Origin of the sequence: Rhodoblastus sphagnicola, assembly GCF_002937075.1 — a bacterium.
Classification (GTDB): Bacteria; Pseudomonadota; Alphaproteobacteria; order Rhizobiales; family Beijerinckiaceae; genus Rhodoblastus; species Rhodoblastus sphagnicola.
On sequence record NZ_NHSJ01000040.1, the window covers coordinates 15,568 to 40,886 of the forward strand.

Consider the following 25,319-nt stretch of genomic DNA (forward strand, 5'->3'; position numbering starts at 1 on the left):
GCCCTCATGCGGATTCCGCGTATCACTCGAAATGTTCAGCGTATTTGAAGCCGTTGTTCCTCACAAGCTGATCGCGCTTGGCCTCGGCGAGATCCGCCTGAACCATTTCGCTGACCAGCTCCTCGAAACTCGTCTCGGGGCTCCAGCCCAGCTCGCGGCGCGCCTTGGTGGCGTCGCCGAGCAAGGTTTCCACTTCCGCCGGGCGGAAGTAGCGCGGATCGACCTCGACGACGCAGGCGCCGGTTTGCCAGCAATAGGCTTTCTCATCCAGCCCCGACCCCTCCCAGCGCAGCGGCATGCCAAGCTCGCGCGCGGCGAGATCGACGAAATCCTTCACGGAATGCTGCGCGCCCGAGGCGATGACGAAATCGTCGGGCGTGTCATGCTGCAACATCATCCACATCGCGCGAACGTAGTCGCGCGCGTGTCCCCAATCGCGCCGGGCGTGTACGTTGCCGAGGAAAAGGCGCTCCTGGATGCCGAGTTTTATGCGCGCCAGCGCGCGCGTGATCTTGCGCGTCACGAAGATCTCGCCGCGCACGGGCGATTCGTGATTGAACAATATGCCGTTGCAGGCGAACATCTGGTAGGATTCGCGATAGTTCACCGTCATCCAGTAAGCATAAAGCTTGGAGGCCGCATAGGGCGAACGCGGGTAGAACGGCGTCTTCTCGTTTTGAAGCGGCTCCTGCACCAGGCCGTAAAGTTCCGATGTCGAAGCCTGGTAGAATCGCGTCTTGCGTTCCAGGCCGACGATGCGGATGGCCTCAAGCAGGCGCATGGTCCCGAGACCATCGGCGTTGGCGGTATATTCCGGCTGCTCGAACGACACGGCCACATGGCTCTGCGCCGCAAGATTGTAAATCTCGTCGGCCTGGGTGCGTTCGACGATCCGGATCAGGCTCGACGAATCCGTCATGTCGCCATAGTGCAGCGTCAGGTCATTGCCCTGCGTGTGCACGTCGTGCAGCAGATGGTCGATGCGATCCGTGTTGAAGAGCGAGGCGCGGCGGCGCACGCCATGCACCGCATAACCCTTGGCGAGCAGGAACTCCAGCAGATAGGCGCCGTCCTGGCCGGTGACGCCCGTAATCAATGCGGTCTTCTTCGCCATGGTTGCGCCGATCAATGGGTTGCGGAAACGTTCACGTCATCCGACAAGACGACGTTGTGACCGAAGCGCGCGGGGCTTGCGCCCAGCTCGATACGCTTGAAGATCAGGAAACTGTGCAGGCGCTCCAGCAGGAAGCCGGCCGAGCGCCGCTGAGAACCCGATCGCGGAATGAAATGGCGCGAATGGAGAAACTGCGCGGCGGCTTTCAGAATCTGGAAGGTCCAGTTATAGCTGTCCTTGCTGAAGACCCCGATGTTGCACGAGGGAATGTGGTTCTGCACGCTCAGAAAGCTCGCCGCCTCCGTCGCATTCAGGATCCGGCTCTCCACCAGGAAGTTCACGAAGTTCAGGAGATCCTCGAGGACGTGGTCCAATGCGTACTGGCCGAGCATTTTCCCCGCGAAGCCGATCGGCGTGTTGAACAATTCCTGTTGCGTCGTTCGATCGAAGGCCGCGTCGAAAGCGCCGAGTTCATCGGCCCTGATGGTGGTCGCGTAGGGCAGATTGACCGAACGCCGGCCGACGGTGGGCGCGTCCGCCGCGACAAGGCGGCGATAGTGAAAAATCCGGATGAAGGCGCAATCGGGCGTCAGCTCGCCGAGATGATCGAGGATCCAGATCAACTGGCCGTATTCCGACAAGGCGCCGCCGTTCGGACCGAAAAGGTTGTCGTCGACGATCGCCAGACGTTGCGCGCTCGCGATCAACTTCGGCGCCACCATCAAGTCGATGTGGCGCGCGTAATCCGCCGGGAATGGCACATGCCCGAGGCAGACATTCAGCGTGTTCGTTGTCATGGTCATGATGGCGCCGATGTTTGGATGGCCTCGCGGCCGTTCACTGGGCGAAGAGCAGATCCTGTGGCCAGGTGCTTTGCGCATTGATCGCTTGCAACTGCTCGATGATTTCCGGACGAACCGTTTGCGGATCGACCCACCAGTCCTCGAAGGGAATGGGCAGCGGCGACACCGGCGGGAACAGCACGCCGACATCCTTGGCCACCGCTTGATAGCCGTGGGCCGAAAGGATCGCGCGGCTCTCGTCGCGGGCGCGCGTGTCGCCGGCGTAAACGTCTGTCTCGAAGGTGATGACCGAAAAACGCCATTGCGCGAGCGGCAGCAGCTTTAACACGCCGAGCGTGTTGATCGAGGGATCGATGTCGAGCTGAAGATAGTCGAGTTGGCGATCCTCGCCGAACCATTGCGGCAGCGCCTGCGCGTAGTCGATCGACAAGGCGTCCGCGATCACCAGCTTGCTGTCCGGACGGCAGCGCTTCCAGTGCGGAAAATGGCTGGCGTCGAGTTCCAGGGTTACGCCGGTCCAGCCGAACTCGCGATGGAGCAGGCAGGTGTTGTTGTTGTCGATCGGCACATGGCCGCCGACTTCGAGATAGCGTCCCTCGCGCAAACCGCCGAGCGCCATCAGGACGAAAATGTCCTGCCAGGCTTGGGAATGATTTCGCGACAGTTTTTCGGCACCGAGGAAGGGGCTGCGCAGATGCGGCCCCATTTCGGCGGTCCATTGCCAATCGCGTCTGAAGATGGAAGGTGTCATCGCACAAGTCTCCGACGCTAGACGATTTCAATGTCTGGAAAGGGGAAGATGAAGCGGCCGCCGCGATTGCGGAATTCCTGCTCGCGACTCAGGATGTTTTCGCGGAAATGCCAGGGCAGGACGAGGAAGTAATCCGGCGCCATGGCCTGCGCTTCCACCTCGGAAACGATGGGAATATGCGAACCCGGCGTCACGCAGCCGAACTTGTCGGGATTGACGTCCGCGATCGCCGGAATCTCGGCCGCGGTAAATCCACAATATTGCAAGGTGACATTGCCCTTGGTCGATGCGCCGTAGCCCAGCACTTTCCGACCCTGGCCGTTCAAGGCGAGAATCAGGCTGCGCAGGTCCTCGCGATGTTGGCGCGCGCGCGCGGCGAAGGCCTCATAGGGCTTCGGCGTGTTCAGCCCCATCCGCTCCTCTTGCCCGAGCATCCAGTCAATGACGGCGCGATTGACCCGGCAGGCTCCATTGGTCTTTTTCGCCACGGTGAGCGCGAAACTGCCGCCGTTGATGTCGTTCTGGGTGACGTCGACGACTTTCAGATCCGCCGCGTCCATGATCCTGACCATGGCGGCGAGGCTGTAATATTCGAGATGCTCGTGGCAGATCGTGTCGTAGGACGTCGCGCGCAGCATGGCCGGCAGATAGCTCTGCTCGAGATGCCAGACGCCGTCGTCGTGGAGGATCGACGCCACCTGGCGCGCGAAATCGACCGGGTCGGGCAAATCGTAGAACATGGCGATCGACGTCACGATGCGCGCCTGCCGGTCCGGCTCCACGGAGCGATAGGCTTGCGCCGAGAAGAAGTCGGGGACCAGCGCGATGTCGTCGGTGTAGAAGGCGCGAAACTTGGCTCCCGTCGGATCGATGCCGATCTTCCTCAAACCGGCGCGCGAATAGGATTTCAGGGTCGTGGCGTCGTTGCTGCCAATATCGACAACGACGTCGCCGGCATTGAGCGAGACCAGGGATTCGAGCGCGGCGACCTTGCGCTGAAGATGCCGGACCATCGACGCATTGAGGCCGGAGCGGTAGCCGTAATTGTCCCCGAACATCGCCTGATCGTTGAAGTCGTGCGCGAGCTGGACCAAGCCGCTGTCGGCGCACCACACCAGTTGCAGGGGCGCGACTCCGACCGGGATTTCCGCTGATTTGGGAAACACGCCGGTCAGAGCCTGCTCACCAAGATCGAGGACCGGAACCAGGTTGGCGCCGCCGCCAATGCGACACCGGCTGATCCTCTGGTAGAGCGCGTTCATTCCTTATCCTTTGCTTTGCCTGCATCATCGCGGCGCAAACTTGCGCGAGGGTATCGCGCGTCGACAACGCCGGCGCCGCCGCGCGTTCAAACCAACGCGGGTTCGACCTCGACGCAAAACGCCTGTGGCTGTTCGCCCGCGACGAACCGCCGCCACATCTGGCGATAGGCGGATTCCAGCGTCGCCGTGAATTTCGGGCCGTCGCTGAACGGCGCGGCCTCGAAAGCCGGCCTCAAGGCATGGCGCATCTCGCGCAGCTTTTCCGGGTCCGCGACCAGTTCGAGCGCGCGCGCGACATATTCGTCCTTCGAGCGCACCGCGAGATGGTCGAAGCCCATGGAGCCGAGGAAGCCCAAGGTCTGGCGCGAGGCGAGCTTTTCGCCGGGCAAGGTCACGACCGGAACGCCCATCCACATCGCCTCGCAACTCGTCGTCGCCCCGCCGAACGGGAAGGGATCGAGCGCGACGTCAAGATCGTTGTATTCGTCCATCATGTCCGGATAGGGCGACGGCCCGCGCAGGTCGACGCGTTCCGGCGCGACGCCAAAGCGACGGAAAGACTCATGGACACGCTCGCGAACGCTCTCCACCGCCATGCTCTTCCACTTGAGCACCAGCCGCGCGTCGGGACGGGCTTCCAGGATTTTCGCCCACAGTTCGATGACGCCCGGACGCAATTTGGAAATATTGTTGAAACTGCCGAAGGTCGGATATCCGTTCTTGAGCATCGGCGGATCGACCACGACTTTTTCCACGGCGAGCGGCCGGTAGCAGAAACGTCCGTAAGGCAGGCGCACCACCGATTCGGTGTACCAATGGTCGGTTCCCGGCGGCGCCGAAATTGAATCGAGGATGATGTAGTCGATCGTTTTCACGCCGGTCGTGCCGAGATAGCCGATCCAGCTCGCCTGGATCGGCGCGGGCTTGTAGGCGAACAGCGGCAGGCGCGTGTAATTGGTGTGGCCGGCAAGATCCACGAGAATGTCGATTTCGTCGGCCCGGATCATTTCCGCCGCCTCTTCTTCGGTCGCGCCGAAGATTTCGCGCCAGTGATCGGAGTGCTTTATGATCTCCTCGGTGTAGAAATCCACCAGCGGGCGATTGCTGTAACAATAGATTTCAACCTTGTCGCGGTCATGCGCCTCGAGGCTGTTCAAGACGAAATAGCCGACCGGATGGGCGCTGAAATCGCCCGAGACATAGCCGATGCGCAGCCGCCGCTCCGGCGAAAGGTCGCGCGGCGGCAGAGGCGCCGGCTGCACCCGATCCATCACCACGCCGAAAGCCCGCGCGGTGGCGAGGAGATCGTCGTTGCCATAGACATCGCTGTACTGCATCGCCAGAAGCTTGTTGCAGTGGGCGGCGTAATATTGCGGGTCGATGTCGAGCGCGCGGCCATACGAAGCGATGGCGTCTTCGGTCAACCCTTCGTCGAGAAGCGCGACGCCCAGATTGTTATGCGTGCCGACGTGATTGGGATTGATCTCGAGCGCCCTGGCGAAGCTGCGAATGGCCTGATCGAGTCGCGTGGCCGTGGTGAGCGTGGTGCCGAGATTGAAATGGCCATCGGCTTGCGTGGAGCTCTCGGAAAGATCGATGGCGCGGTCGAACGCCTCGATCGACTCATCGAGCCGGTCGAGTTGCATCAGCGTCGCGCCGAGATTGTTTTGCGCTTCCAGGCAGTCCGGCTGGAGCGCGACGGCGCGCTCAAGGTGAACCAACGCTTTATCATGTTGGCTTAACGCCGCGAGACCCGCGGCGAGGTTCACGAGCGCCTGGGGGAAGTCGGGCTGGCAAGCCAGGGCCTGCGAGGCCGCCGCGATCGCCTCCTCGATGTGCCGTGACATCAGCAGGGCGATGCTCCGGCTGTTATGGGCCTCGGCATATTGCGGCCGCGCCGCCAGGGCGCGGTCAAGGACGCTCACGGATTCGTCGTACTTGCCGCGCAGACGCAAAATATTGCCGAACGTATTGCAGGCTTCGGGACAATCCGGCGCGATCTCCAGCGCGCGCCGGCAACTCGCTTCGGACGCATCGAAATCGCATTTGTCATAGAAGGCTTTGGCGAGATTGGCGTGGGCGTCGGCGTAACTCGGCCGCAAGTCGGTCGCGCGTTGATAGGAGGCGATCGCCTCATCGCGGCATCCGAGTTTCAGTTGGATGTTGCCCAAGGCGTTGTAGGCCTCGGGATAATCGGAGCGCAACGCCAGGGCGCGATAGACCGCCGCCAGGGCTTCATGCGGCCGGTCGCGGGCGAGCAGGACCAGCCCATGATTGTTGTGAAAGGTCGGATCGTCACGCTGGCCGATGGCTTCGGTCAGGAAGACTTCGGCGAGGTCGGGACGCCCCACGATATAACAAAGCACGCCCATGCCATGAAGCGCGTCGGCGTGTGTCGGGTTGACTCCGAGGATGCCGCGATAGAGCTGTTCCGCGGTGTCGAGGTCACCCTCCTGATGAGCCTTGGCGGCGAGAAAGAAGCTTTGCCGCACCACTTCATCAGGCGACATCGGCGGGAGTGCAAAACTCATTTCAATTTCCTTCACCAAACCGCTTGTCTTGACCAAATCCACGACTCCCCTTACGTGCGGCCGGCCGCACCGAAAGGATTGGCCGCGCCGCAACGAGAAGAAAACCTTACTGGAACAGTTTGAGGATCATCTGGCTCGACTGATTCGCGATCGAGAGCGACTGCACGCCGAGTTGTTGCTGGGTCTGCAGCGCTTGCAGACGGGTCGAGACCTGATTCATGTCGGCGTCGACCAGGGCCGCGACGCCGTTGCTCAGGCTGATCGTCATGGCCGAAATGAACGTTTGCTGAGTTGTGATCTGATCCTGCGCCGAACCGATCGTCGAAGCGGCGTTTTCGAGCTGGGTGATGGTGTTGTTCACCGACGCCAGCATGTTGGCGAGATTGGTTACGGCGGAGCCAGTGGCGCCCGTGACGTTGATGAGGCCGACGGTTTGGCCTGCGCCCGTCGCGCCGAGGACGGAATAGGAGTAGCCGGCGCCGGTCGAACCCAGGATGCCGCCGGTCGCGGTCTGCACGGAGGTCGCGGCGCTGCCGTTGGTGTAGAAGCTCACGCCGCTTAAGTTCATTGTGATGAAGCCGACGCCGCCGTTATTGGTGTAGGCGCCGACAAGATTGACGGTGGTCTGGAAACCGGCCGTTGAATTGTTCACCGTGCCGTTCAGCCAGTTCTGACCGTTATACGCCGAACCTGAGGCGATCTGGAGCAGAGAGTTCTGCTGGGCCGTGATGTCGGACTGAATCTGCGTCAGGTTGGCGCCAGGATTCTGGGCTGCGACCAGGTCGTTCTTGATGGTGTTGACGACCGAAATCGCCTGGTTGATCGCGCTGTTGAAGGTGCTGAGCATGGAGGCGCTCCCCTTCAACGCCGCAGTCACGGCGCCCAGCGCGCCATTGTCCGAGCTCATCGTTTGCGCGATCGACCAGTAGGACGCATTGTCGGATGCGTTCTGGATGGTCAGACCCGTCGACAATTGTGTTTGGGTCTGCGCCAGAGACTGCTGCGTCATGGTGAGATTCTGCAGCGCAGTGAGCGCGGAGGCGTTATTTAGCAAATATGACATGGCGGTTCGATCCCAAGGCTATGCGGATTTGCACTGGGAACGTTCCGGGGCCTTCGAGCGCGCAGAAAGCCGGCGCGACTTCGTCTGACCTGACGCCGCTTGCCTCGATGCCTTTCTTTCGAAATGCGATGCGATGCAAGGTTGGCGACATCCGGAGTCTCCCACTGGCGCGATTCCCGAAAACAGACGCGAATCGCGTCGGACGCTGAGGCCCGTGAGAATCGTTTAACCATGCCAAGCTGGATCGAGGCTGAAATGCCAACGGCCGCGCTCTTTCGAGCGCGGCCGCCAAAGTTTGTTTTTGGACCGATTACTGGAACAGCTTGAGGATCATCGAGCTGGACTGGTTCGCGATCGACAGCGACTGCACGCCGAGCTGCTGCTGGGTCTGCAGCGCCTGGAGGCGGGTCGAGACCTGGTTCATGTCGGCGTCGACGAGCGAGGCGACGCCGTTCGACAGGTTGGTCGACATGGTCGAAACGAAGGTCTGCTGCGTGGCGATCTGCTCCTGGGCGGCGCCGACCGTCGAAGCTGCGTTTTCGAGCTGGTTGATGGTGTTGTTCACCGACGCCAGCATGTTGGTGAGATTGGTTACCGACGTGCCGGTTGCGCCCTGGACGTTGATGAGGCCGACGGTTTGGCCCGTGCCCGTCGCGCCGAGGACGGAATAGGAGTAGCCGGTGCTGGTGGCGCCCAGGATGCCGCCGGTTGCGGTCTGCACGGAGGTCGCCGCGGAACCCGTGGTGAACAGCGAGACCTTGGTCGCGTCGATCGAAATGGTCGAAACGCCGCCATTGTTGGTGTAGGCGCCCACGAGGCTCGAAGCGGAGCCCATGAAGCCGGCCGTCGAACCGTTGACGGTGCCGTTAAGCCAGTTTTGGCCGTTGAAGGTGCCGCCGGTGGCGATCTGCAACAGCGAGTTCTGCTGGGCGAGAATGTCTCCCTGGATCTGGGTGAGGTTGGCGCCGGGGTTCTGGGCCGCAACGAGATCGTTCTTGATCAGGTTGACGACCGAGATCGCCTGGTTAATCGCCGAGTTGAAGGTCGACAGCATCGAGCTGCTGACCTTCAGCGCCGAAGAAACAGCGCCCAGCGCGCCATTGTCCGAGTTCATGGTCTGAGCGATCGACCAGTAGGAGGCGTTGTCGGAGGCGTTGGCGACCGACAGGCCGGTCGAAAGTGTTTGCTGCGTGGCGGCGAGGGCATTCTGAGTCTGGGTCAGGCTCTGGAGCGCGGTCAGAGCGGTGGCGTTAGTAAGAAGGTACGTCATTTTGGACTGTTCCTGTCGGATGTTGAAATCGTGTTGAGGAACATCCCGGGCTGACCGGAACAACGGAGGCGGCTTCATGCCTTCGAGTTCGTCGCGAACTCAACCCGTTGTGCATGAGTTGCAACCTAGCCGCGAAAACTTGCCAACGGGTTAACCCGGCGCAGGTTTGCCGCTCACAGCGAGCCGCTCTTGGCAATGGACCTGGAGAAAATGATTTGCATCAAATCGGCGCCAATCGACGCCTGGTGGATTGGCGTCAAATCGGCGCCGGCGGGACTTGTATCAAATCGGCGCCTCGCGCCGGTCAACAACGTCCGCTTGGCGCGCGAATCAATTCACGGAGCGCACGAGGCTGCCAATCAGCATGTTCCAGCCGTCGATCAGCACGAAGAACAGCAGTTTCATCGGCAGGGAAATCATCGAGGGCGGCAGCATCATCATGCCCATGGACATGGTCAGCGTCGCCACGATCATGTCGATGATCAGGAACGGCAGGATGATCAGGAAACCCATTTCGAAACCGCGCCGCAGCTCCGAGATCATGAAGGCGGGAATCAGCACGCGCAGGTCGGCCTTGCCGCGATCCGCGATCTCGAACGAGCCTTTCGAGAGATCCTCGAACATGCGCAGATCCTTCTCGCGCGTCTGGTTCGCCATGAACTGACGAAACGGCTCGACGATTTTCGGAAGGGCCTGCTCCTCCGTGATCTGATTGTCCATCATCGGCTTCACGCCGTCCTTCCAGGCCTTGTCGAAGGTCGGCGCCATCACGAAGAAGGTCATGAACAGCGCAAGGCTGATCAGCACCAGATTGGCGGGCGCGCTCTGCAAGCCGAGCCCTGAGCGCAGGAAGGACAGAGCGACGGCGAAGCGGGTGAAGCTCGTCACCATCATCAAAAGGCCCGGCGCCAGCGACAGCACCGTGAGCAGGGCGATCATCTGGATGATTCGCCCGCTGGCCATGCCCCCGACGGAATTCAGCGCGGAAGCGAGGTCGCTCGACGGCGGCGCGGCGGTGGCCGGCGCCGCGCCCGTCGCGGCGAGAGCGGCGGGAGCGAGCAAAACCAGAAGGATGACGACAAGCGGCAGGATACGGCGAATCATTGCACCACCAGCGCCTTGATAATGAATCTCGAGACGAGTCCCCCCGAGCGCGTCCGCACGCGTTCGCTGATGTCGGAGCGCAAATGCTCGAGACCGGAGACGCCCTGGATCTGTTCGAGCGTCAGCGTGCGAAGGAGAGCGAGAATGTCGGCGGAGATTTCCGCCACCAGCACGTCGCCGCGCGGCAGAGTCTTGCCCTCGAACAGGATCGCGCCTTCGATGCGCACCCAGACCTCGTGCGGCGAGGCGAGATTGGTCACCGCGGCCGGGATGTCCATCGACCCCATCTGCGCGACGGACACATCCTTCCCGTCGTCCTTCTTCTTTTCGCCTTGCGCGCTGTCCTTGGCGGCCGACGTGGTGTCGACCGGCTTGTTCATCGTGGCGAAGCCGCCGCCGACGCCGGCGGCGATCGCGCCGGCCACGACGAAGCCGATGGCGTTCTGCGCCATGGACATGCCGCCCTTGCCCGTATCCTTCTCCGCCGGCTTGGCGGGTTTCTTCTCGGCCATACGCCTCTCCCGCTAAAGCTTGTCTAGAATGGTTTCGCCGCGTCGAAGATCTGCTGCCCCCAGGAGGGTTGCTGGACTTCGGTGATGCGTCCCTTGCCGCCGTAGGAAATGCGCGCCTCGGCGATTTTCTCGTAGGAGATCATGTTGTTGCTGCTGATGTCGCGCGGCCGGACGATGCCGGCGATCTGCAACTGCCGCATCTCGAAATTGACCCGCACTTCCTGCGAGCCGTTGATCACCAGATTGCCATTGGGCAGCACGCGCGTGACCACCGCCGCCACCGACATCTGGATCTTCTCCGAACGGTCGATGGTGCCCTGTCCGTTCGAGGACGAGGATGCGTTGATGTCGGCGGCGGAGTTGACCTTGTGGGTGTTCGATCCCAGGCCGAAGGACCAGTCGAAGCTTCCGGTTTCCTGCGCCGTCTGCGAACGTCCGGAGGTGTTGCCGAAACTCGCCTTGTCATTGATGAAGATGCTGACGGTGATGACATCGCCGATCTTGGACGCGCGCGGGTCGGTGAACAGGTTGGCGGCGCCGTCCTGGAACAGGGAGCTGCCGGTGTTGGCGCGGGGCATGTCGATGTTCAGCATGGCCGGATCGGTGCGCGCGGCGAAACCGCTGCCCACAGGAGACATGGACGGCTCCTGGAACAGGTCGGGTTTTCGCGCGCAACCGCTCGCCAGCGGCGCCAGCAGCGCAAGGACCAGGACGTGGGGGATGACGCGGGGGATCATGGGATGAATCACGATTTTTTCTCGTCGGATTTGGCGGCGGCGCCGGACAACAGATCGCTCAGCCGCGCGGCGCGCTCTGCGTTCATTTGACCCATCACGGCGCTGGCGACCGCCGGCTTGAGTTTGAGCAGGATGGCCGTCGCGGAATCGTCGTCCATGGCGGAAATCTGGGCCGAGGCGGCTTCCGGATTCATCTTCGAATAGATCGCGATCAGGCTCCCGTTGGCGCGCGCCAGCAATTCCTCGCGCTTGTTCACCCAGTCGCGCACCTCGACCTCCTTGGCTTCGAGCTCCGCGATCTTGATCACCATCTGCGCCTGGAGCGTCTTGACCCGCTCCTCCTGCCAGGAAAGGCGCGTCGCGGCGGCGGAATTCGCGACCGCCGCGCAGAAGGTCTCGACGCCCTTCATGCCCTCGACCGCCGGCGGTTTCGCCATAGCGACCCCGGCCTTCTTGAGTTGCACTTTTCGCAGGCCGGGCATGTCCGGGTCGGTCTTTGGCGGATCTTTTTTTTGCTTTTCCTCGCCTTCGCCGCCGCCGCCGCCATGCTCGGCGGCGACCGCCGGCGGGCTCGCGCCCGCGAGGTAGCAGAACGCCAGGGAGAGCGGCAAAAAGATGTGAATCGCACGGTTCATCGCGGGCCTTCCTTCGCCCGCACTGTCGCCCGGCAAGCTTGCGCCGCGCTGGCGCGGCGCGGCGGCGTTAACTATTGGATAACGATGTCGGCCTGCAAGGCTCCGGCCGTCTTGATGGCCTGGAGAATCGCAATGATGCCCTGCGGCTTGACGCCGATTTCGTTGAGGCCTTTGACCAGGCCGCGCAGACTGCGTCCGCCCACCATGGCCACGGAACCGCCGGCCTGGCTGGCGTCGATCTGCGTTTGCGGCGTCACCACGGTCTTGCCCCTCGACATGGGGCCGGGTTGCGACACCTTCGGCGTCTCGGTGACGCGCACGGTGAGCGCGCCCTGCGTGACCGCCACGGGCAGGATTTGCACGTCCTGGCCGATCACCACCGTGCCGGTGCGCGCATCGACGACGACGCGGGCCGGCGTGTCCGGCTCGACCATCAACTCACCGATCTCGGCGATGAAATGGGTGGCGCCGACGCCGGGCGGCTTCTCCAGAGTCACGGAATTGGGGCTGTCCTCGCGCGCCGCGCGGCGATGATAGGTCGCCCAACTGTAGGCGTTGATGGCGTCGGCGACGCGCACGGCGGTAGTGAAATCCGGATTGCGCAGCTCCAGGTTCATCGGCCCGTCCTGGCCCAGGCGGTTGAGGAGTTCGCGCTCGACACTGGCGCCATTGGGCACGCGGCCGGTGGTCGGCACGCCCTGCGTCAGGGTTTCCGCCTGGCCCTGCGCCGCGAAACCGGTCACCGCCACCGCGCCCTGCGCCACCGCGTAGACCTGTCCGTCGGCGCCGGTCAATGTGGTGAGAAGCAGCGTGCCGCCCATCAGAGAGGCGGCGTCGCCCAGCGACGAAACCGTGACGTCCACGCGCGTTCCCTTCGCGGAGAACGGCGGCAGGTCCGAAGTCACCATCACCGCCGCGACATTGCGCGTGCGCAGGTTGGCGCCGCGCACATTGACGCCCATGCGGTCCATCATCGCCTGCAAGGATTGGCCGGTGAACGGCGCGTTCTGCAAGGTGTCGCCGGTGCCCTGCAGGCCCACCACCAGGCCATAGCCGACCAGCTGGTTGTCGCGAACCCCCTTGACCGACGCAACATCCTTGATGCGGACGGCGCCCTGCGCCGCGCAAAGCGAGACGCCGAGAAAAACCCCGATCGCCAGAAGAGCCGCGCCGAGAATTTTCATGTCACCCGCCATTCACCAGCACCGTTCCGTCCGCCTGGATGGCGCCGGTCACGATGACTCCACTTTCGATATTGCGCACCTGCACGACCTGGCCGACATAGCCGTTCTGCAAAGCCTGCGCGTTGGTGACGATGTTGAGGCCGTCCTTCTGGTACACGAGCTGAACCAGACCCCCCATCGACACCGCGCGCGGCTCCTCGACGGCGATGGCGGGAATCGCCCGCCCCGGAAGCAGCGTGCGCCGCGCCGCCTTGCCGACGATATCGGCGCGTTCCCGCAGCACGCCGGAGAGATCGCCGTCCGGCTCCGGCGCATCGTTCAGCATGGCGTCGGTGATTCGGTCGCCGGGATAGATCACCTGCGCCGGGACGACGATCTCGCGCGAACCGGCGCGCGCCGGCCCCGCAACGATAAGCGCCGCCGCAAGGGTCGCGACAACAACCGCGACACAAGCCGGCCACATCCGCGCCAATCTTTGCATAACGCTCAAGTCCTCATATTGGAGAGGGTTCCGGCCATCGAGCTGGCGGCTTCCATCACCTTCGAATTCATCTCGTAGGCGCGCTGCGCCTGGATCATGGTGGCGATTTCCGACACGGGATCGACGTTGGACGCTTCGAGATAGCCTTGCTTGATCTTGCCGATGCCGGGATCGCCGGGCACGCCGGTCACCGCCTGGCCCGACGCCGCCGTGGGCTCGAACAGGTTGCTGCCCAGCGCCATCAGGCCGGCCTCGTTGACGAAGGTCGCCAGCGTCAACTGGCCGATCTGCTGCGGCGTGGTCGTGCCGCCGATCGTCGCGGAGACGACGCCGGTTTCGCTGACCGTGATCGCTGTCGTATTGTTCGGCACCACCATGGCCGGCATGACCGGATAGCCGTCGGTGTTGACGATCTGGCTGGTGGCGTTGGTCGAGAACGAGCCCGCCCGGGTGTAAAGCGTTTCGCCGCTCGGCGACTGCACCTGGAACCAGCCCCGGCCGGAAATGGCGATATCGAGCTGGTTGTTGGTGCTGGTCATCGAGCCCTGGATCTCCAGCGGCCGGATCGCCGCCGTGCGCACGCCCAGACCGATCTGCGCGCCTTCCGGCACCACCGAACTGGCGCCGCGATTGGCGACGCCCTGGATGCGCTCGGCCTGGTAGATCAGATCGGTGAATTCAGCGCGCGACCTCTTGAACGCGGTCGTGTTGATGTTGGCGATGTTGTTGGCGATAACTTCCAGATTCTGGTTCTGGGCGTTCATGCCGGTGGCGGAGATGACAAGCGCGCGCATGAGTTAACCCTTAAATCTGCATCTGGCTGATCTGCTGATAGGCGGAGATCGCCTTGTCGCGGATGGCGAGGCTGGTCTGCAACGTGCGTTCGGCGCTCATCACGCTTTCGGTCACCTGCTGGACGCTGGCCTTGCCTTCCAGGCCCGCCATCGAGGTGGTCTCGGCGGTCTTCAGCGTCTTGATCGCGTCGCTGGCCGCGCTCGCGAGCGCCTGGCCGAAATCGGCGCCCGCGGTCGCGGTCGCGGTCGAGGCCGCGGCGGGGGAAGCGCCGGTGACGCCGCGCGCGACGTCGAGGGCGAGGGGAAGTATGGCTGCGATCATGTCAGGTCCTCATGAGATCGATGGTTTCGCTCAGCATCTGGCGCGACTGCTTCACGACTTGCAGATTGGCTTCGTAGGAGCGGTTGGCCTCGCGCATGTCGGCAAGCTCGAACAGCATGTCGACATTGGGCATTTTCACGTCGCCATTGGCGTCGGCGGCGGGATTGCCGGGCAGGTGGTCGACGCGGAACGGCGTTTTGTCCACGCCGATGGATTTCACCTGCACGAGATTTTCTCCGCTGGCGCGGTCGAATTCGGTCTCGAAGGTGATCGTCTTGCGCGCATAGGGATCGGCGCCGCCGGTCGCCCCGGTGGACTGCGCATTGGCGATGTTTTCGGAGACGACGCGCAGGCGCGTCGATTGGCTTTGCATGCCGGAGCCGGCGATGCGCAACGAGGAAACGAGAGGATCAATCGCCATGGTCAGGCCTTCACCGAATTCATCAGCATCTGGTGGAACGAGCGGACTACGGCCACGTCCAGCGCATGGGCGCTTCCGACCTCGCCGGCCTTGAGCATTTCCTGTTCGAGATTGACGGAATTGCCCGAATAGACCACGTCCCAGGACTCGCTGGGTTTGACGCGGGATTTCGATCCCGCCAGGGCGTCCGGCTGGATGTGGCCGGGCGCCGTCCTGGCCATCGGCAACTGAAGATGCGACAGCACCGAGGAAAACGGCGTCACGTCCTGGGCGTTGTAGCCCGGCGTGTTCGCGTTTGCGACATTCGACGCGATGGTCGTCTCCCGCGCCGAGAGCCAGCTCGCCCTTTGCGAAGCCAGCGAAAACACCGCCAGGGTCTCCACGGGTCCAACTCCTGTGTTTGTTTGTGAGGCTTAACAGAAGATTAGACGCGCAATCTTGCCTCAGGCTGGCCCAGTAGCCTGATCGCCAAGATGCTGATCGCGCGGCTGCTCCCGCGCCCCGACCATGCGGCTGAAGGCGTCGAACAGCCGACGCATGTGCGCCGATTTGTAGGGAAAGGTGATGGGGCAATCGAGATCGTGCGCGATCATCGCCGTCCCGATCTCGAAGATCAGCAGGCGACCGTCGTCGGTCTCCGCGCAATCGATCTGAAAGTAGTCGAGGCCGAGGCGCCGCTTGAGGCCGTCGAGCGCGCCGGCGTGACGCCGCGCGAATGTGGCGAACTCGCGCATGAAAGCCTCTTCCTCCGCGCGATTTTCGGCGCTGTAGAGCATGTCGGCGTTGAGATAATGCACCATCCAGCGCGACGAGACCGCATAGTGGATGGGCAAGGCTTCCCCGGCGATGAAGGCGATACGGATCTTGCGGTACCTGCCGTCTGCGCCCACGTAATCGACGAAGGGCGCGACATAGAATTCATCGACCTGATGCGCGCGCAGATAGGCCTTGAGTTCAACCGCGTTGGCGATCTGTTCGAGTTCCTCGCCCGCATGGGAATCGACGGGCCGGACGATGATCGGAAACGAATCGGTCTCCGCGGCGAGCCCCTCGCGGGTCACGCGGCGATTCTCGGGGAACGACACGCCATCGAGATCGCGCAGCAGGCGCCAGGCGCCATCGCGGGTCAGACGCGCGATCGCCGCGGGATTGTTCAGGATGGGGCGCGGCCAACGCGGGGCCGCCTCGTCGATCAGAGCGAGGATTTTTTGATTGGCGCGGGATTCCGCGACGGCGACGAAGGCGATGTCGTGCGGGGGCGGCGCAATGAGGTCCGCCTCGCTCTGGACATAGAGGAAATCGAGATTGACGCCTGAGCCTTCGAGCAGGAATTCCACCGGCGCGTTCGCCATGAAATCGCCGGGCGCCAGCAGCGCCAGCAGGCGCGGCGCGCCGGGGATCGTCTCGTTCTGCGCGAACAGGTTGCGCCGTTCAAGCGCCGCCCGCTGCAAGCGCATCCGCGCAGCCGGCGAGCCGCGCAATTGCTCCACCGTCGACAAATCCATCAGCGCATTGGCGTCGTCTGGATTCGCCGCGATGCGCGCCTGAAGCGCTTGCGCGAAGGGCGCGAGCGATTCGCCGCGCATGGCGCGACGCGTCAGCCCGGCGAGACCGATCAGCGGTGGTTCGGTCAGGCCGACCGCCCCGGGAAGAGAGTCTTGGCGGGGAAGGGCGGACAGCATTTTCGACATGACGAGGCTCCAGGGACGGGCCTCCGACCGGCGCGGCGCCCAAAACCCTATTTTGCCGCGCGGGCTTGCTCCAGGCTGGCGCCGCCGCGCGCAGCCTCGTGATTCGATGTCGCGGCGCGCCGCGTGAGGATGACGCGATTGTCCGAATGCGGCTTGAATTCGGAGGAATAGCCGATCACGCTCTCCGCAGCGCCCAGCACCAGGAAGCCGTCCGGCGCCAGCCTTTGCGCCATGCGATTGAGCACGTCGCGTTTCTGATCCGGAGCGAAATAGATCAGCACATTGCGACAAAAGATCACGTCGAACTGGCCGAGTTGGGAAAAGTCGGACATCAGATTCTGCTGGCGGAAATCCACGCGCGCGCGGATGTTCTGGTTGATCACCCAATTGTCCTTGCGCTTGGCGAAATAGCGCACGAGATGCTGCGCGGGCAGGCCGCGCTGCGCCTCGAAATGGGTGTAGACGCCGTCCTTGGCTTTCTTCAGCACGGATTCGGCGATGTCGGTGGCGATGATGTCCACCGTCCATCCGGCCATCGTGCGCGCCTCCTCGTCAATGATCATGGCGAGGGAATAGGGCTCCTGACCTGTCGAGCAGGCCGCCGACCAGATCCGCAGCTTGCGCTGCCGCGCCCGGATTTTTACCAGTTCCGGCAGGATGGCGCTGCGGAAGCCTTCAAACGGCTGACGATCGCGGAAAAAGAAGGTCTCGTTGACCGTCATGGCCTCGATGACCTTCTTGGCGAGCGCCTTGTCGGTCTCGATCATGATGACGAGTTCGCCGAGATCGCTCAGGCCCGCCTGCTCGATCACCGGCGTCAGCCGCGCCTCGACAAGATATTTTTTCTCCTTGTCGAGCGACAGGCCGGAGGATTTCAACAGAAAGGCTTGCAGGGCCGAAAACGCTTGTTGGGACATGGACAAAACTCAAACTCGAGACGCACCAACTTAAGCGAACCCATCATCAAGAACGCGACCGATGGGTTCGCCCACTTTTCGACTTCAGCACAAACCGACTTCTTCGAATTTCGATTTCACGATCTGCTTGTTGAAGGGCTTCATGATATATTCGTCGGCGCCCGCCTGCATCGCCTTGGTGATGTGCTTCACGTCGCTTTCCGTCGTGCAGAACAGCACCTTCGGCGAGCCGCCATTGGGGAGCTGGCGCAGGCTTATCAGGAACTCCAGCCCATCCATCACCGGCATGTTCCAGTCGAGCAGAATGGCGTCGGGCATGGTCTCGTTGACCGCAGCCAGCGCCTTCTGGCCGTCCTCGGCCTCGAAGGTCTTGAAGTTCAGCTCTTCCAGGATTTTCTTCGCTATGCGCCGAATCATCGGCGAGTCGTCAACCACCAGCACGTTCTTCATCGTTCACTCCATTGCGCTTTTCGGATTTTCGTCTTGCCTTCAGATTTTCTCCTCGGAGAAGTCGAACACCGCGTCGACGTTGAGCAGGGGCAGGATCTGCCCGCCGACACGATTGTAGCCAGAGGCGAATCGCGCCCGTCGCCTGCCGATATGCGGCGGCGGCGCGATGGAATTGTCCGCCGTCAGCGTCAGCACGTCGCCCACCTCATCCACGAGAAGCGCGAAGGATTCCTTGTGATGTTCGATGCCGATGGCGAGGCTGCCCGACCCCCCCGCCTCCGGCTCCAGGCCGAGGCGGCGGCGCAGGCTGACCGCCGTGACGATCTTGCCGCGCAGGTTGACCAGCCCGACAATGTCGGGCGGCCCTCCCGGCGCGGGCGTCACCGAGCCGATGCGGAAGATAGTCTGGACCTTGGTCACCGGCAGCCCGAATGTGTCGCCGGCAACCTTGATGGAGAAGTATCCGTCCAGCGCGTTGCCCGCGGTCTGAAGGGTTTCGCGGATCACTTTCGAGGGTTCGTAGCTCATGCGGCCGCTCCGGCGAAATAGGCGTCGTCCCGCGTCGCCTCGGTCTGCTGCTCGATGCAGTCGCGGATCAGATCGAGCATCTGGTTACGCTGGAACTTGCCAACGGCGCCGACCATCCCGGCCTCCTCCGCCGCGCGGAGAATTTCCCGCGTGGCGTAAGGCGCGATGGCGATCATCGGGAATTGCGCGCCGGCCTCGCGCAGCCGGTCGGCCAGCTCGTAGCCCGCAAGATCGGGCAGCGAGACATCGATCAAAGCCGCGTCAAAGGCGCCGCTGTGGGTCAGCGTGGCCAGGGCTTGCGCGCCCGTGCCGCACTTGACCACCTCGAAGCCGTGCGCTTGCAGCGTCGCGGCCAGCATGTCGCGGAAGAAGGCCGCGTCGTCGACCAGCAGCAGCCGACTCTTGCGATCCTTCGGGCGCTCCGCCTGGGGACGCGCGATGTCGATGAAGTGCACGACGTCCAGCAGTTCGACCACCTTGCCGTTGATCTCGGCGGCGCCGACAATGCCCGGCTGGTCGCCGGCGATCTCGACGTCGAGCTTCTCCTCGATGATATCGACGATGGCGTCGATCAGCAGGCCGAAGGGCTCGCCGTCCGGGCTGATGACGAAGACCGTGTTGTCGCCTTCCTTGACCATGACGTCGGGCGCCGCGGTGACGATGGGCATGAGACGGCCCTGGTGTTGCATCAGCATCATGCCGTTCGACATTTCGATCTTGTCGGAATGCACCGTCTCGATGCGCGCGATGTTGGAGAGCGGCAGCACCTTGTCCACGCCCGAACCGGCGCGGAAGTAGACAAGACGCGTGCAATCGCCGCGCAGCGCGCCGCTCTCGACCGCGGAGGCCGAACTCTCCCGCGACTGTTCGAGACCCAGCGACTGACAGACGCCATTGGGGTCGAGGATCAGCACCACCGAACCGTCGCCGAGAATGGTGTGGCCGGAGAAGGACGACAGATGCGACAGCGAGCCGCCCATCGGCTTGACCACGATTTCCTGAACATCCACCACCGCATCGACCGTGATGCCGAAGGAATGCGCGCCGACCCGCATGATCACGGCGAGCTGTTCGGCTTCCGCGATGGGGGTCTTCGGCGCCGCCAGGTGCAGCAGTTCGGCGAGACTGCCGATCGGCAGCACCGCTTCGCGCAATTGCAGGATTTTCGAGCCTTGCACGAATTCGATCTTGTGTTCGCCGGCGTTGAGGCCGACGGCCTCGACCACGGAATGCTGCGGCAGCGCGAAACGCTGGCCGCTCGCCTCGACGATCAGCGCCGGCGCGATGGCGAGCGTGAGCGGAATCTTCAGCGCGAATTTCGCGCCCTTGCCCGGCGTCGACGACAGGGCGACCGATCCGCCGATGGTCTGGATGTTCTCCCGCACCACGTCCATGCCGACGCCGCGTCCGGAAACATTGGTGACCTTGTCGGCGGTGGAGAAACCCGCCGCGAAGATGAAGCGATAGATCTCGTCGTCGCCCATCCGCTCCAGTTGCTGCGGCGTCGCGATGCCGACCTGGATCGCCTTGGCCTTGATCTTGGTGATGTCCAGGCCGCGGCCGTCATCGGCGATTTCGATGGTGATCTGGCCGGCCTCGTGGGCGGCGGACACGCGCACCGTACCGGCGGCGGGCTTGCCGGCGCGCAGACGCTCCTCGGGCATTTCAATGCCGTGATCGGCGCAGTTGCGCACGAGATGGGTGAGCGGATCGCGGATGAGGTCGATCAACTGGCGGTCGAGTTCGGTGTCGGCGCCCTCGGTGACCAGATTGATCTTCTTGCCGAGATCGTTGGCGAGATCGCGAATCATGCGCGGCAGGTTGGAGAACACGCGCTCCACCGGCTGCATGCGGGCGCGCATCACCGCGTCCTGCAAGTCCGTGGTCATGGTCGAGAGCCGCTGCAGCGGCGACTTGAGCGTCTCGTCTTCCTTGTGGCGCGTCAGCTCGATCAACTGATTGCGGGTCAGCACCAGCTCGGAGACCAGATTCATGATCCGCTCGAGCGTATTGAGATTGATGCGGATCGTGTCGGCGCCCTTGGCGCGCCGGTCGTCGGCGGCGGACTCGCTGGACTTGGAGGCGGGCGTCGGCGGAGGGGTCGGAGTGGCCGGGGCCGCGCCGGTCTGGGGGGCTTGACGGCGCACGTCCAGCTTGGCGGCCCGAAGCGAGGCCACCAGAGCGTCCAGGGATTCCTGCGTTTGCGGATTGGCGAGCTTTTCCTCGAGCGAAGGCTCCGGCGCTTTTGGGGATGGCGCGGCGACCGGTTCGACCGCCGCCTCGATCTCCCGAGTCTCGGGAGCCGGCTGAGCGATCTCGGCGACGGGTTCGACAACTTGGGTCGCTTCGGTCGCTTCGACTTCGGCCCCCTGGCAGATCGCCACCTGGTGTTCGAGCAGCGCGATCAGGGCGCTGTCGTCGCCCTCCGGCTCATGGCCCGCTTCTTCCAGATCGCCGAGCAGCACCTTGACCTGATCCACCGCCGTCAGAATGGCGGAGACGACTGTCGGCGTCGCGGTCGCGCCCTCCCGCAGGCAGCCGATCAGGCTTTCCGCGTGGTGCGTCAGGCGTTGCAGGCGCTCCAGGCCCAGGAAGCCGCAGGTTCCCTTGATCGTGTGGACCAACCGGAAGATGCTGGAGATCAAGGCCGCGTCGTCGGGATTGCGCTCGAAGTCGACGATCTGCGCCGAGGCCGATTCAATCTGCTCCGACGATTCGGAGAGGAATTCCATCAACATTTCATCCATGGCGCGACTTCCATCAGCTCTTGGTTTTGCGGGAGCGGGACGCGCCCGCGGATGAGGGAGCGCCCTCGTTGATCAGCCGGTTCACATAGGCCAGTCCGATCCGTATCTGCTCGGCCGTCGCCTCGCAGGAGCCGACGATCGAATCGGGATAATCCGGACCGGTCGACTCCTGGGCGATCGTGCTCTGGGCGTCGGTGACGATCTGGTTCAGACGCGACAGCACCGATTCGAACTTGCGACGCAGCAAGGGATCGACGTCGGCGTAGGCCCTGAGGGCGTGCTTGGCGTCGGGCAGCGTCGATTGCTCGAAATAGGCGCAATAGCTCCGGGGTTGCCAGGCCAGCGCCTCCTCGGTCATCTCCGGCATGGTCGGCAGGAATTCCAGGAGAAGTAGAACTTCATTGAAAACATTGAGATAGTCATTGGCAAGGCCACTAATTGGGTTGACGAGCCCGAGCGCGGCCTCTTGGGCTCCGGCCTCCGGCGGTGAAAAGTCATTGTCCTTTGCGTGAAGCATAGCCACCCCAGAACACCCGCATAAGTTGTGTCATTGATGATTTGCTCGCAAAACGATAAAAAACGGTTACCATACATCCCGCCAGCGCATCCATTCGGTTGCAATCGCCGATTTTTCATCGACGACGCTTTAGCGGCCACAACCCTGCGTTGAATGTTTTATTAATGAAGTCGCGTCAATATGAAGTTGGGGGACGGCCTTCCACACACCGATTCCGCCGTCGCCGCCGACACGCGCCGGCGGAAAACACCCGGCATTTCAGGAAGCGCGACATGACATCCACAGGAGCGAAGCCGACACCATGCTGAAACAACAGCCGGCCTCTGCGCCCATTCGCGTGCTCGTCGTCGACGATTCCAGCTTCATGCGCAACGCGATAACGCGGCACATACAACGCGACACCCATTTTCGCGTGATCGACACCGCCACCAACGGCCGCGAAGCCGTCGCCAAGGCGGAACAACTCAAGCCGGACGTCATCACGATGGACGTCGAAATGCCGGAAATGAACGGCATTGACGCGCTGCGGCAGATTCTCGCAAAATCCAACATTCCCGTGATCATGGTCTCCTCCCAGACCGAGGCCGGCGCCAAGACCACCATCCAGGCGCTGCAACTCGGCGCGATGGATTTCATTCCCAAGGCCGGCGGCTTTGAACAGTTGCACGAAAAACTGCACGCCGTGGTGGGCGCCACCCGCGCCCGTCTGCGTCCGCAGGTGGTCAAGCCGTCGCTCTCGGCGCCGCGCCGCGCGATGCCGATGCGCGCGCGCATCGCCAAGCCGCAACTCGTGGTGATCGGCTCCTCCACCGGCGGTCCGCGCGCTTTGTGCCAGGTGCTGGAAGTCCTGCCGAAAAACTTTCCCGCCCCCATCGTGATCGCGCAGCACATGCCGCCGCAGTTCACGGCGGCCATGGCCAAATGGCTGAGCGACGTCTGCGCGATCAAGGTGGTGGAGGCAGCCGACGACATGGCGCTTCAGCCTGGCGTCGCCTATGTCGGGCCGGGCGGCATGCAGTTCCGCCTTGTCAATGGCAAGGCCAAGATCGCCGCCGCGCAGGGCGAGAGCCTCTACAAGCCGAGCGTCGACGTTCTCGCCGACAGCGCGGCGGCGGCCTATGGCGGCAATGTCCTCGCCATCATGCTCACGGGCATGGGCAATGACGGCGCCAAGGGGTTCAACAAGCTGAAGGAAGGCGGCGCCCATGTCATGGCGCAGGACCAGGCCACCTCGTCGGTCTGGGGCATGCCGCGCGCCGTGGCCGAGAGCGGCTGCGCCGACGAAGTTCTCCCAGTGGGCGAGATCGGCAAGCGCATCAAGGCGATGTTCGGGCTGGCGTAAGACGCGGGGATCCTTCATCCGGTCAGAGTATTTTCAAGTTTCGTGGAAACATGAAAATACTCTGGATTTTTATTCTAGCGCATTTTCCTCACGCGAACCCGTGTCCACTTCGCTTGAAAATACTCTAGAGCGCGATGCGTTTCCACGGAAACGCATCGCGCTCTAGACTCGTTGTTTTCGCATGAGCTTTTCCAAAAACCGGTGTCCAATTTTGGGATCTTGCTCTGGCGCCCCTTCCCCGCGCGGGAAAAGGGGCATCGTCATTTCTCGGCGCCGTTTGGCGGCGCCGCCTGGGCAAGCGATCGCAGGCTCGCGACCACGATCCAATATTCCGCCATGCGCCGGATCGCGATGATCCTGCCGATCTCCGGAAGTTCGTCGCCGACCTTGATGCGGCGATAGCCTTCCGTCGTCTCCAGCAATGCGCTGTCGGCATTCAGATCGACGATGCGCAGGTCGCGCCGCGCGGCGTTTTCGCTCTTCACGGGCTGACGGACTTGCGTCGCGCCGATCGGCGTCATGTCGATTTCGAGAACGCGGCCCGTGCGCCGCGGATCGTTTTGCATCGGCACGCTGCGCACCGCCGCCTCGACCGCGCGCACGCGATTTGGCTGCGTGAACAGGCTGAATTCCTCCATCGCCCAGACGCGCGGCGCCTCGCCCTGATGGTTGACCATATGGGCGGCGAACCACACGGACCCGGCGGCGCACATCAATCCCACACCCTTGAGCGCCCAATCGCTCATCATCTTCGCTCCTCTCTCGCGCCGGCCGGACCGGCCTGCTGGATCACGCTGCCGGCTTGTCCGACTGCAACGCATTGGCAAGTTCGCGGAAGGCGTCCTGGCTCGGCGGATCGTCGCGCGCCTGGTTCATCGCCTCGTGGATTTTCGGCGTGAAGCCGACCGCCTGATCCATCAGCGGATCCGAACCCGCCTGATAGCCGCCCATCAGCCGGAGATCGCGCGAGGACTCGAAGCGCGCGATCATGGCGCGCAGTTTCATCACCAGCGCGCGCTGCTCCTTGGTCCAGACATGGTGGGCGAGACGCGACACGGAGGTCAGCACGTTGACGGCGGGATAGCGGCCCTGGTCGGCTATGGCGCGGTCCAGCACGATATGCCCGTCGAGCGTGCCGCGAATGTTGTCGGCGACGGGATCGTTGTGATCGTCGCCATCGACCAGAACGGAGAACACGCCCGTGATGGCGCCGCCGCCAATCACGCCGGGACCGGCGCGCTCCAGCAGTTTTGGCAATTCGCTGAACACGCTCGGCGCATAGCCGCGCGCCACCGCCGGTTCGCCCGCCGCCAGCGCGACATCGCGCGCGGCATGGGCGAAGCGCGTGATGGAATCGACGATCAACAACACCGACTCGCCCTGATCGCGTAAAAATTCGGCGATGGTCATGGCGGTCTTCGGCGCGAGGCGGCGCATCATCGCGCTCTCGTCCCCGGTCGAGACCACGGTGATCGCCAGCTTGCGATTCTCGCCGAGCGCTTCGTCGAGAAATTCGCGCACCTCGCGGCCGCGCTCGCCGACCAGCGCGATCACCACGCTGTCGAAGCCGGGCGAACCCGCGAGCATGGCCAGCAGCGTCGATTTGCCGACGCCCGAGCCCGCGAATATGCCGACGCGCTGTCCCGCGCAAAGCGGCGTGAAGAAGTCAATCACGCGGACGCCGGTGCGGATCGGCTTCTGCACGCGCTGCCGGCGCATGGCCGGCGGCGGCTCCGCGTCGATCGGCTGCGAATGCGACCCCTCGATCAGCGGTCCCAGACCGTCGACCGGCGCGCCCAGGGCGTTGACGACCCGTCCCTTCCAGGAGTGATGCGGCTTCAGGAGCAACGGCCGCGCGCGAAAGGCGAGATTGCCCACGCCGCCCTCGACGCGCGCGTTGAACGATTTGACGGTGACCCCGGAGATGTCGATCTTCACGACCTCGCCCGGCGCCGACCGGCCGTCCAGATCGAGCGCGACGACATCGCCGAGTTTCAAATAACGCGACAGTCCCGCGACGCGATAGGCCGAAGGTCCGACCTCCGTCACCACGCCGCCCACCCGCACCGGATCCAGGTGGAGATCGGCTTCGAGAACTTCGCGCTGCAAGCGCTCCAGGGCGTCCATCACAAGACCTTCCTCA

General features: G+C 63.4%; 26 protein-coding genes. 1 reads left to right on the forward strand and 25 read right to left on the reverse strand.

Translation table 11 applies throughout. The features are described from left to right. Positions 1–22: 22 nt before the first annotated feature. From gmd to CCR94_RS05965, 23 genes are all read right to left on the reverse strand, one after another. A complete protein-coding gene (gene gmd / locus CCR94_RS05855; RefSeq protein WP_104507005.1) occupies positions 23–1,114 on the reverse strand; it encodes a GDP-mannose 4,6-dehydratase in 1,092 nt (363 codons plus the stop codon). An 11-nt stretch (positions 1,115–1,125) separates the two neighbouring features. Next, positions 1,126–1,917, reverse strand: coding sequence for a hypothetical protein (locus CCR94_RS05860; protein WP_104506949.1), 792 nt, complete (start codon positions 1,915–1,917; stop codon positions 1,126–1,128). A gap of 34 nt (positions 1,918–1,951) precedes the next feature. Beyond that, a complete protein-coding gene (locus tag CCR94_RS05865) occupies positions 1,952–2,668 on the reverse strand; it encodes a hypothetical protein (RefSeq protein ID WP_104506950.1) in 717 nt (238 codons plus the stop codon). Positions 2,669–2,685: 17 nt separating this feature from the next. Next, positions 2,686–3,930, reverse strand: a complete 1,245-nt coding sequence (locus CCR94_RS05870; protein WP_104506951.1) for a class I SAM-dependent methyltransferase — start codon at positions 3,928–3,930, stop codon at positions 2,686–2,688. 86 nt (positions 3,931–4,016) lie between these two features. After that, the gene (locus CCR94_RS05875) at positions 4,017–6,461 is read right to left on the reverse strand and encodes an O-linked N-acetylglucosamine transferase family protein (protein ID WP_146089871.1); all 2,445 of its coding nucleotides are present in this window, start codon (positions 6,459–6,461) and stop codon (positions 4,017–4,019) included. Positions 6,462–6,567: 106 nt separating this feature from the next. Next, positions 6,568–7,524, reverse strand: a complete 957-nt coding sequence (locus CCR94_RS05880; protein ID WP_104506953.1) for a flagellin N-terminal helical domain-containing protein — start codon at positions 7,522–7,524, stop codon at positions 6,568–6,570. A gap of 310 nt (positions 7,525–7,834) precedes the next feature. After that, positions 7,835–8,794, reverse strand: coding sequence for a flagellin N-terminal helical domain-containing protein (locus CCR94_RS05885; protein ID WP_244593957.1), 960 nt, complete (start codon positions 8,792–8,794; stop codon positions 7,835–7,837). Positions 8,795–9,124: 330 nt separating this feature from the next. After that, a complete protein-coding gene (gene fliP / locus CCR94_RS05890) occupies positions 9,125–9,898 on the reverse strand; it encodes a flagellar type III secretion system pore protein FliP (protein ID WP_104506954.1) in 774 nt (257 codons plus the stop codon). Beyond that, entirely contained in the window at positions 9,895–10,410 is a 516-nt protein-coding gene (locus tag CCR94_RS05895) for a flagellar basal body-associated FliL family protein (RefSeq protein WP_104506955.1), read from the reverse strand. Before CCR94_RS05895 ends, fliP begins: the two co-directional genes overlap by 4 nt. Positions 10,411–10,433: 23 nt before the next feature. Next, the gene (gene flgH / locus CCR94_RS05900) at positions 10,434–11,159 is read right to left on the reverse strand and encodes a flagellar basal body L-ring protein FlgH (protein ID WP_244593958.1); all 726 of its coding nucleotides are present in this window, start codon (positions 11,157–11,159) and stop codon (positions 10,434–10,436) included. Further along, positions 11,156–11,782: a MotE family protein gene (locus CCR94_RS05905; RefSeq protein ID WP_104506956.1), complete on the reverse strand. Its 627-nt coding sequence runs from the start codon at positions 11,780–11,782 to the stop codon at positions 11,156–11,158. The genes flgH and CCR94_RS05905 overlap by 4 nt, the downstream gene beginning before the upstream one ends. A 71-nt stretch (positions 11,783–11,853) precedes the next feature. Further along, a complete protein-coding gene (flgI, locus tag CCR94_RS05910) occupies positions 11,854–12,966 on the reverse strand; it encodes a flagellar basal body P-ring protein FlgI (protein WP_104506957.1) in 1,113 nt (370 codons plus the stop codon). 1 nt (position 12,967) lies between these two features. After that, a complete protein-coding gene (gene flgA / locus CCR94_RS05915; protein ID WP_184421645.1) occupies positions 12,968–13,429 on the reverse strand; it encodes a flagellar basal body P-ring formation chaperone FlgA in 462 nt (153 codons plus the stop codon). A gap of 23 nt (positions 13,430–13,452) precedes the next feature. After that, positions 13,453–14,241 carry a flagellar basal-body rod protein FlgG gene (gene flgG, locus CCR94_RS05920; RefSeq protein WP_104506959.1) on the reverse strand — a complete coding sequence of 263 codons (789 nt, stop codon included), beginning with the start codon at positions 14,239–14,241 and terminating at the stop codon, positions 13,453–13,455. 10 nt (positions 14,242–14,251) lie between these two features. After that, positions 14,252–14,563 carry a flagellar hook-basal body complex protein FliE gene (fliE, locus tag CCR94_RS05925; protein ID WP_104506960.1) on the reverse strand — a complete coding sequence of 104 codons (312 nt, stop codon included), beginning with the start codon at positions 14,561–14,563 and terminating at the stop codon, positions 14,252–14,254. 1 nt (position 14,564) lies between these two features. After that, positions 14,565–14,984: a flagellar basal body rod protein FlgC gene (gene flgC, locus CCR94_RS05930; protein ID WP_104506961.1), complete on the reverse strand. Its 420-nt coding sequence runs from the start codon at positions 14,982–14,984 to the stop codon at positions 14,565–14,567. Between the two features lie 2 nt (positions 14,985–14,986). Next, the gene (gene flgB / locus CCR94_RS05935; RefSeq protein WP_104506962.1) at positions 14,987–15,367 is read right to left on the reverse strand and encodes a flagellar basal body rod protein FlgB; all 381 of its coding nucleotides are present in this window, start codon (positions 15,365–15,367) and stop codon (positions 14,987–14,989) included. Between the two features lie 60 nt (positions 15,368–15,427). Next, positions 15,428–16,675: an ATP-grasp domain-containing protein gene (locus CCR94_RS05940; RefSeq protein ID WP_104506963.1), complete on the reverse strand. Its 1,248-nt coding sequence runs from the start codon at positions 16,673–16,675 to the stop codon at positions 15,428–15,430. Positions 16,676–16,722: 47 nt separating this feature from the next. Continuing rightward, positions 16,723–17,592, reverse strand: coding sequence for a CheR family methyltransferase (locus CCR94_RS05945; protein WP_104506964.1), 870 nt, complete (start codon positions 17,590–17,592; stop codon positions 16,723–16,725). A gap of 84 nt (positions 17,593–17,676) precedes the next feature. Continuing rightward, entirely contained in the window at positions 17,677–18,042 is a 366-nt protein-coding gene (locus CCR94_RS05950; protein ID WP_104506965.1) for a response regulator, read from the reverse strand. Positions 18,043–18,081: 39 nt separating this feature from the next. Then, positions 18,082–18,570 carry a chemotaxis protein CheW gene (locus CCR94_RS05955; protein ID WP_104506966.1) on the reverse strand — a complete coding sequence of 163 codons (489 nt, stop codon included), beginning with the start codon at positions 18,568–18,570 and terminating at the stop codon, positions 18,082–18,084. After that, a complete protein-coding gene (locus CCR94_RS05960; protein WP_104506967.1) occupies positions 18,567–21,317 on the reverse strand; it encodes a hybrid sensor histidine kinase/response regulator in 2,751 nt (916 codons plus the stop codon). Before CCR94_RS05960 ends, CCR94_RS05955 begins: the two co-directional genes overlap by 4 nt. 13 nt (positions 21,318–21,330) lie before the next feature. Then, on the reverse strand, positions 21,331–21,834 hold the full coding sequence (locus CCR94_RS05965; RefSeq protein ID WP_104506968.1) for a hypothetical protein: 504 nt from the start codon (positions 21,832–21,834) through the stop codon (positions 21,331–21,333). A gap of 301 nt (positions 21,835–22,135) precedes the next feature. Between CCR94_RS05965 and CCR94_RS05970 the strand changes: the two genes are divergently transcribed. After that, entirely contained in the window at positions 22,136–23,176 is a 1,041-nt protein-coding gene (locus CCR94_RS05970; RefSeq protein ID WP_104506969.1) for a protein-glutamate methylesterase/protein-glutamine glutaminase, read from the forward strand. A 260-nt stretch (positions 23,177–23,436) separates the two neighbouring features. On the opposite strand, the gene CCR94_RS05975 is transcribed toward CCR94_RS05970, so the two are convergent. Next, positions 23,437–23,922, reverse strand: a complete 486-nt coding sequence (locus tag CCR94_RS05975) for a hypothetical protein (protein ID WP_146089872.1) — start codon at positions 23,920–23,922, stop codon at positions 23,437–23,439. Positions 23,923–23,965: 43 nt separating this feature from the next. Further along, positions 23,966–25,303, reverse strand: coding sequence for a flagellar protein export ATPase FliI (gene fliI / locus CCR94_RS05980; protein ID WP_104506971.1), 1,338 nt, complete (start codon positions 25,301–25,303; stop codon positions 23,966–23,968). Positions 25,304–25,319: the final 16 nt, after the last annotated feature.

Coding starts and splice junctions, on each gene's coding strand:
- CCR94_RS05965 (WP_104506968.1), bottom strand. CDS start 21,834: ATGCTTCACGCAAAGGACAATGACTTTTCACCGCCGGAGGCCGGAGCC.
- flgA (WP_184421645.1), bottom strand. CDS start 13,429: ATGTGGCCGGCTTGTGTCGCGGTTGTTGTCGCGACCCTTGCGGCGGCG.
- CCR94_RS05970 (WP_104506969.1), top strand. CDS start 22,136: ATGCTGAAACAACAGCCGGCCTCTGCGCCCATTCGCGTGCTCGTCGTC.
- flgC (WP_104506961.1), bottom strand. CDS start 14,984: ATGGCGATTGATCCTCTCGTTTCCTCGTTGCGCATCGCCGGCTCCGGC.
- fliE (WP_104506960.1), bottom strand. CDS start 14,563: ATGATCGCAGCCATACTTCCCCTCGCCCTCGACGTCGCGCGCGGCGTC.
- flgI (WP_104506957.1), bottom strand. CDS start 12,966: ATGAAAATTCTCGGCGCGGCTCTTCTGGCGATCGGGGTTTTTCTCGGC.
- CCR94_RS05950 (WP_104506965.1), bottom strand. CDS start 18,042: ATGAAGAACGTGCTGGTGGTTGACGACTCGCCGATGATTCGGCGCATA.
- flgG (WP_104506959.1), bottom strand. CDS start 14,241: ATGCGCGCGCTTGTCATCTCCGCCACCGGCATGAACGCCCAGAACCAG.
- CCR94_RS05905 (WP_104506956.1), bottom strand. CDS start 11,782: ATGAACCGTGCGATTCACATCTTTTTGCCGCTCTCCCTGGCGTTCTGC.
- CCR94_RS05880 (WP_104506953.1), bottom strand. CDS start 7,524: ATGTCATATTTGCTAAATAACGCCTCCGCGCTCACTGCGCTGCAGAAT.
- CCR94_RS05875 (WP_146089871.1), bottom strand. CDS start 6,461: ATGAGTTTTGCACTCCCGCCGATGTCGCCTGATGAAGTGGTGCGGCAA.
- CCR94_RS05895 (WP_104506955.1), bottom strand. CDS start 10,410: ATGGCCGAGAAGAAACCCGCCAAGCCGGCGGAGAAGGATACGGGCAAG.
- fliI (WP_104506971.1), bottom strand. CDS start 25,303: ATGGACGCCCTGGAGCGCTTGCAGCGCGAAGTTCTCGAAGCCGATCTC.
- CCR94_RS05955 (WP_104506966.1), bottom strand. CDS start 18,570: ATGAGCTACGAACCCTCGAAAGTGATCCGCGAAACCCTTCAGACCGCG.
- CCR94_RS05865 (WP_104506950.1), bottom strand. CDS start 2,668: ATGACACCTTCCATCTTCAGACGCGATTGGCAATGGACCGCCGAAATG.
- CCR94_RS05975 (WP_146089872.1), bottom strand. CDS start 23,922: ATGAGCGATTGGGCGCTCAAGGGTGTGGGATTGATGTGCGCCGCCGGG.
- CCR94_RS05960 (WP_104506967.1), bottom strand. CDS start 21,317: ATGGATGAAATGTTGATGGAATTCCTCTCCGAATCGTCGGAGCAGATT.
- CCR94_RS05870 (WP_104506951.1), bottom strand. CDS start 3,930: ATGAACGCGCTCTACCAGAGGATCAGCCGGTGTCGCATTGGCGGCGGC.
- CCR94_RS05940 (WP_104506963.1), bottom strand. CDS start 16,675: ATGTCGAAAATGCTGTCCGCCCTTCCCCGCCAAGACTCTCTTCCCGGG.
- CCR94_RS05860 (WP_104506949.1), bottom strand. CDS start 1,917: ATGACCATGACAACGAACACGCTGAATGTCTGCCTCGGGCATGTGCCA.
- CCR94_RS05945 (WP_104506964.1), bottom strand. CDS start 17,592: ATGTCCCAACAAGCGTTTTCGGCCCTGCAAGCCTTTCTGTTGAAATCC.
- fliP (WP_104506954.1), bottom strand. CDS start 9,898: ATGATTCGCCGTATCCTGCCGCTTGTCGTCATCCTTCTGGTTTTGCTC.
- gmd (WP_104507005.1), bottom strand. CDS start 1,114: ATGGCGAAGAAGACCGCATTGATTACGGGCGTCACCGGCCAGGACGGC.
- CCR94_RS05885 (WP_244593957.1), bottom strand. CDS start 8,794: ATGACGTACCTTCTTACTAACGCCACCGCTCTGACCGCGCTCCAGAGC.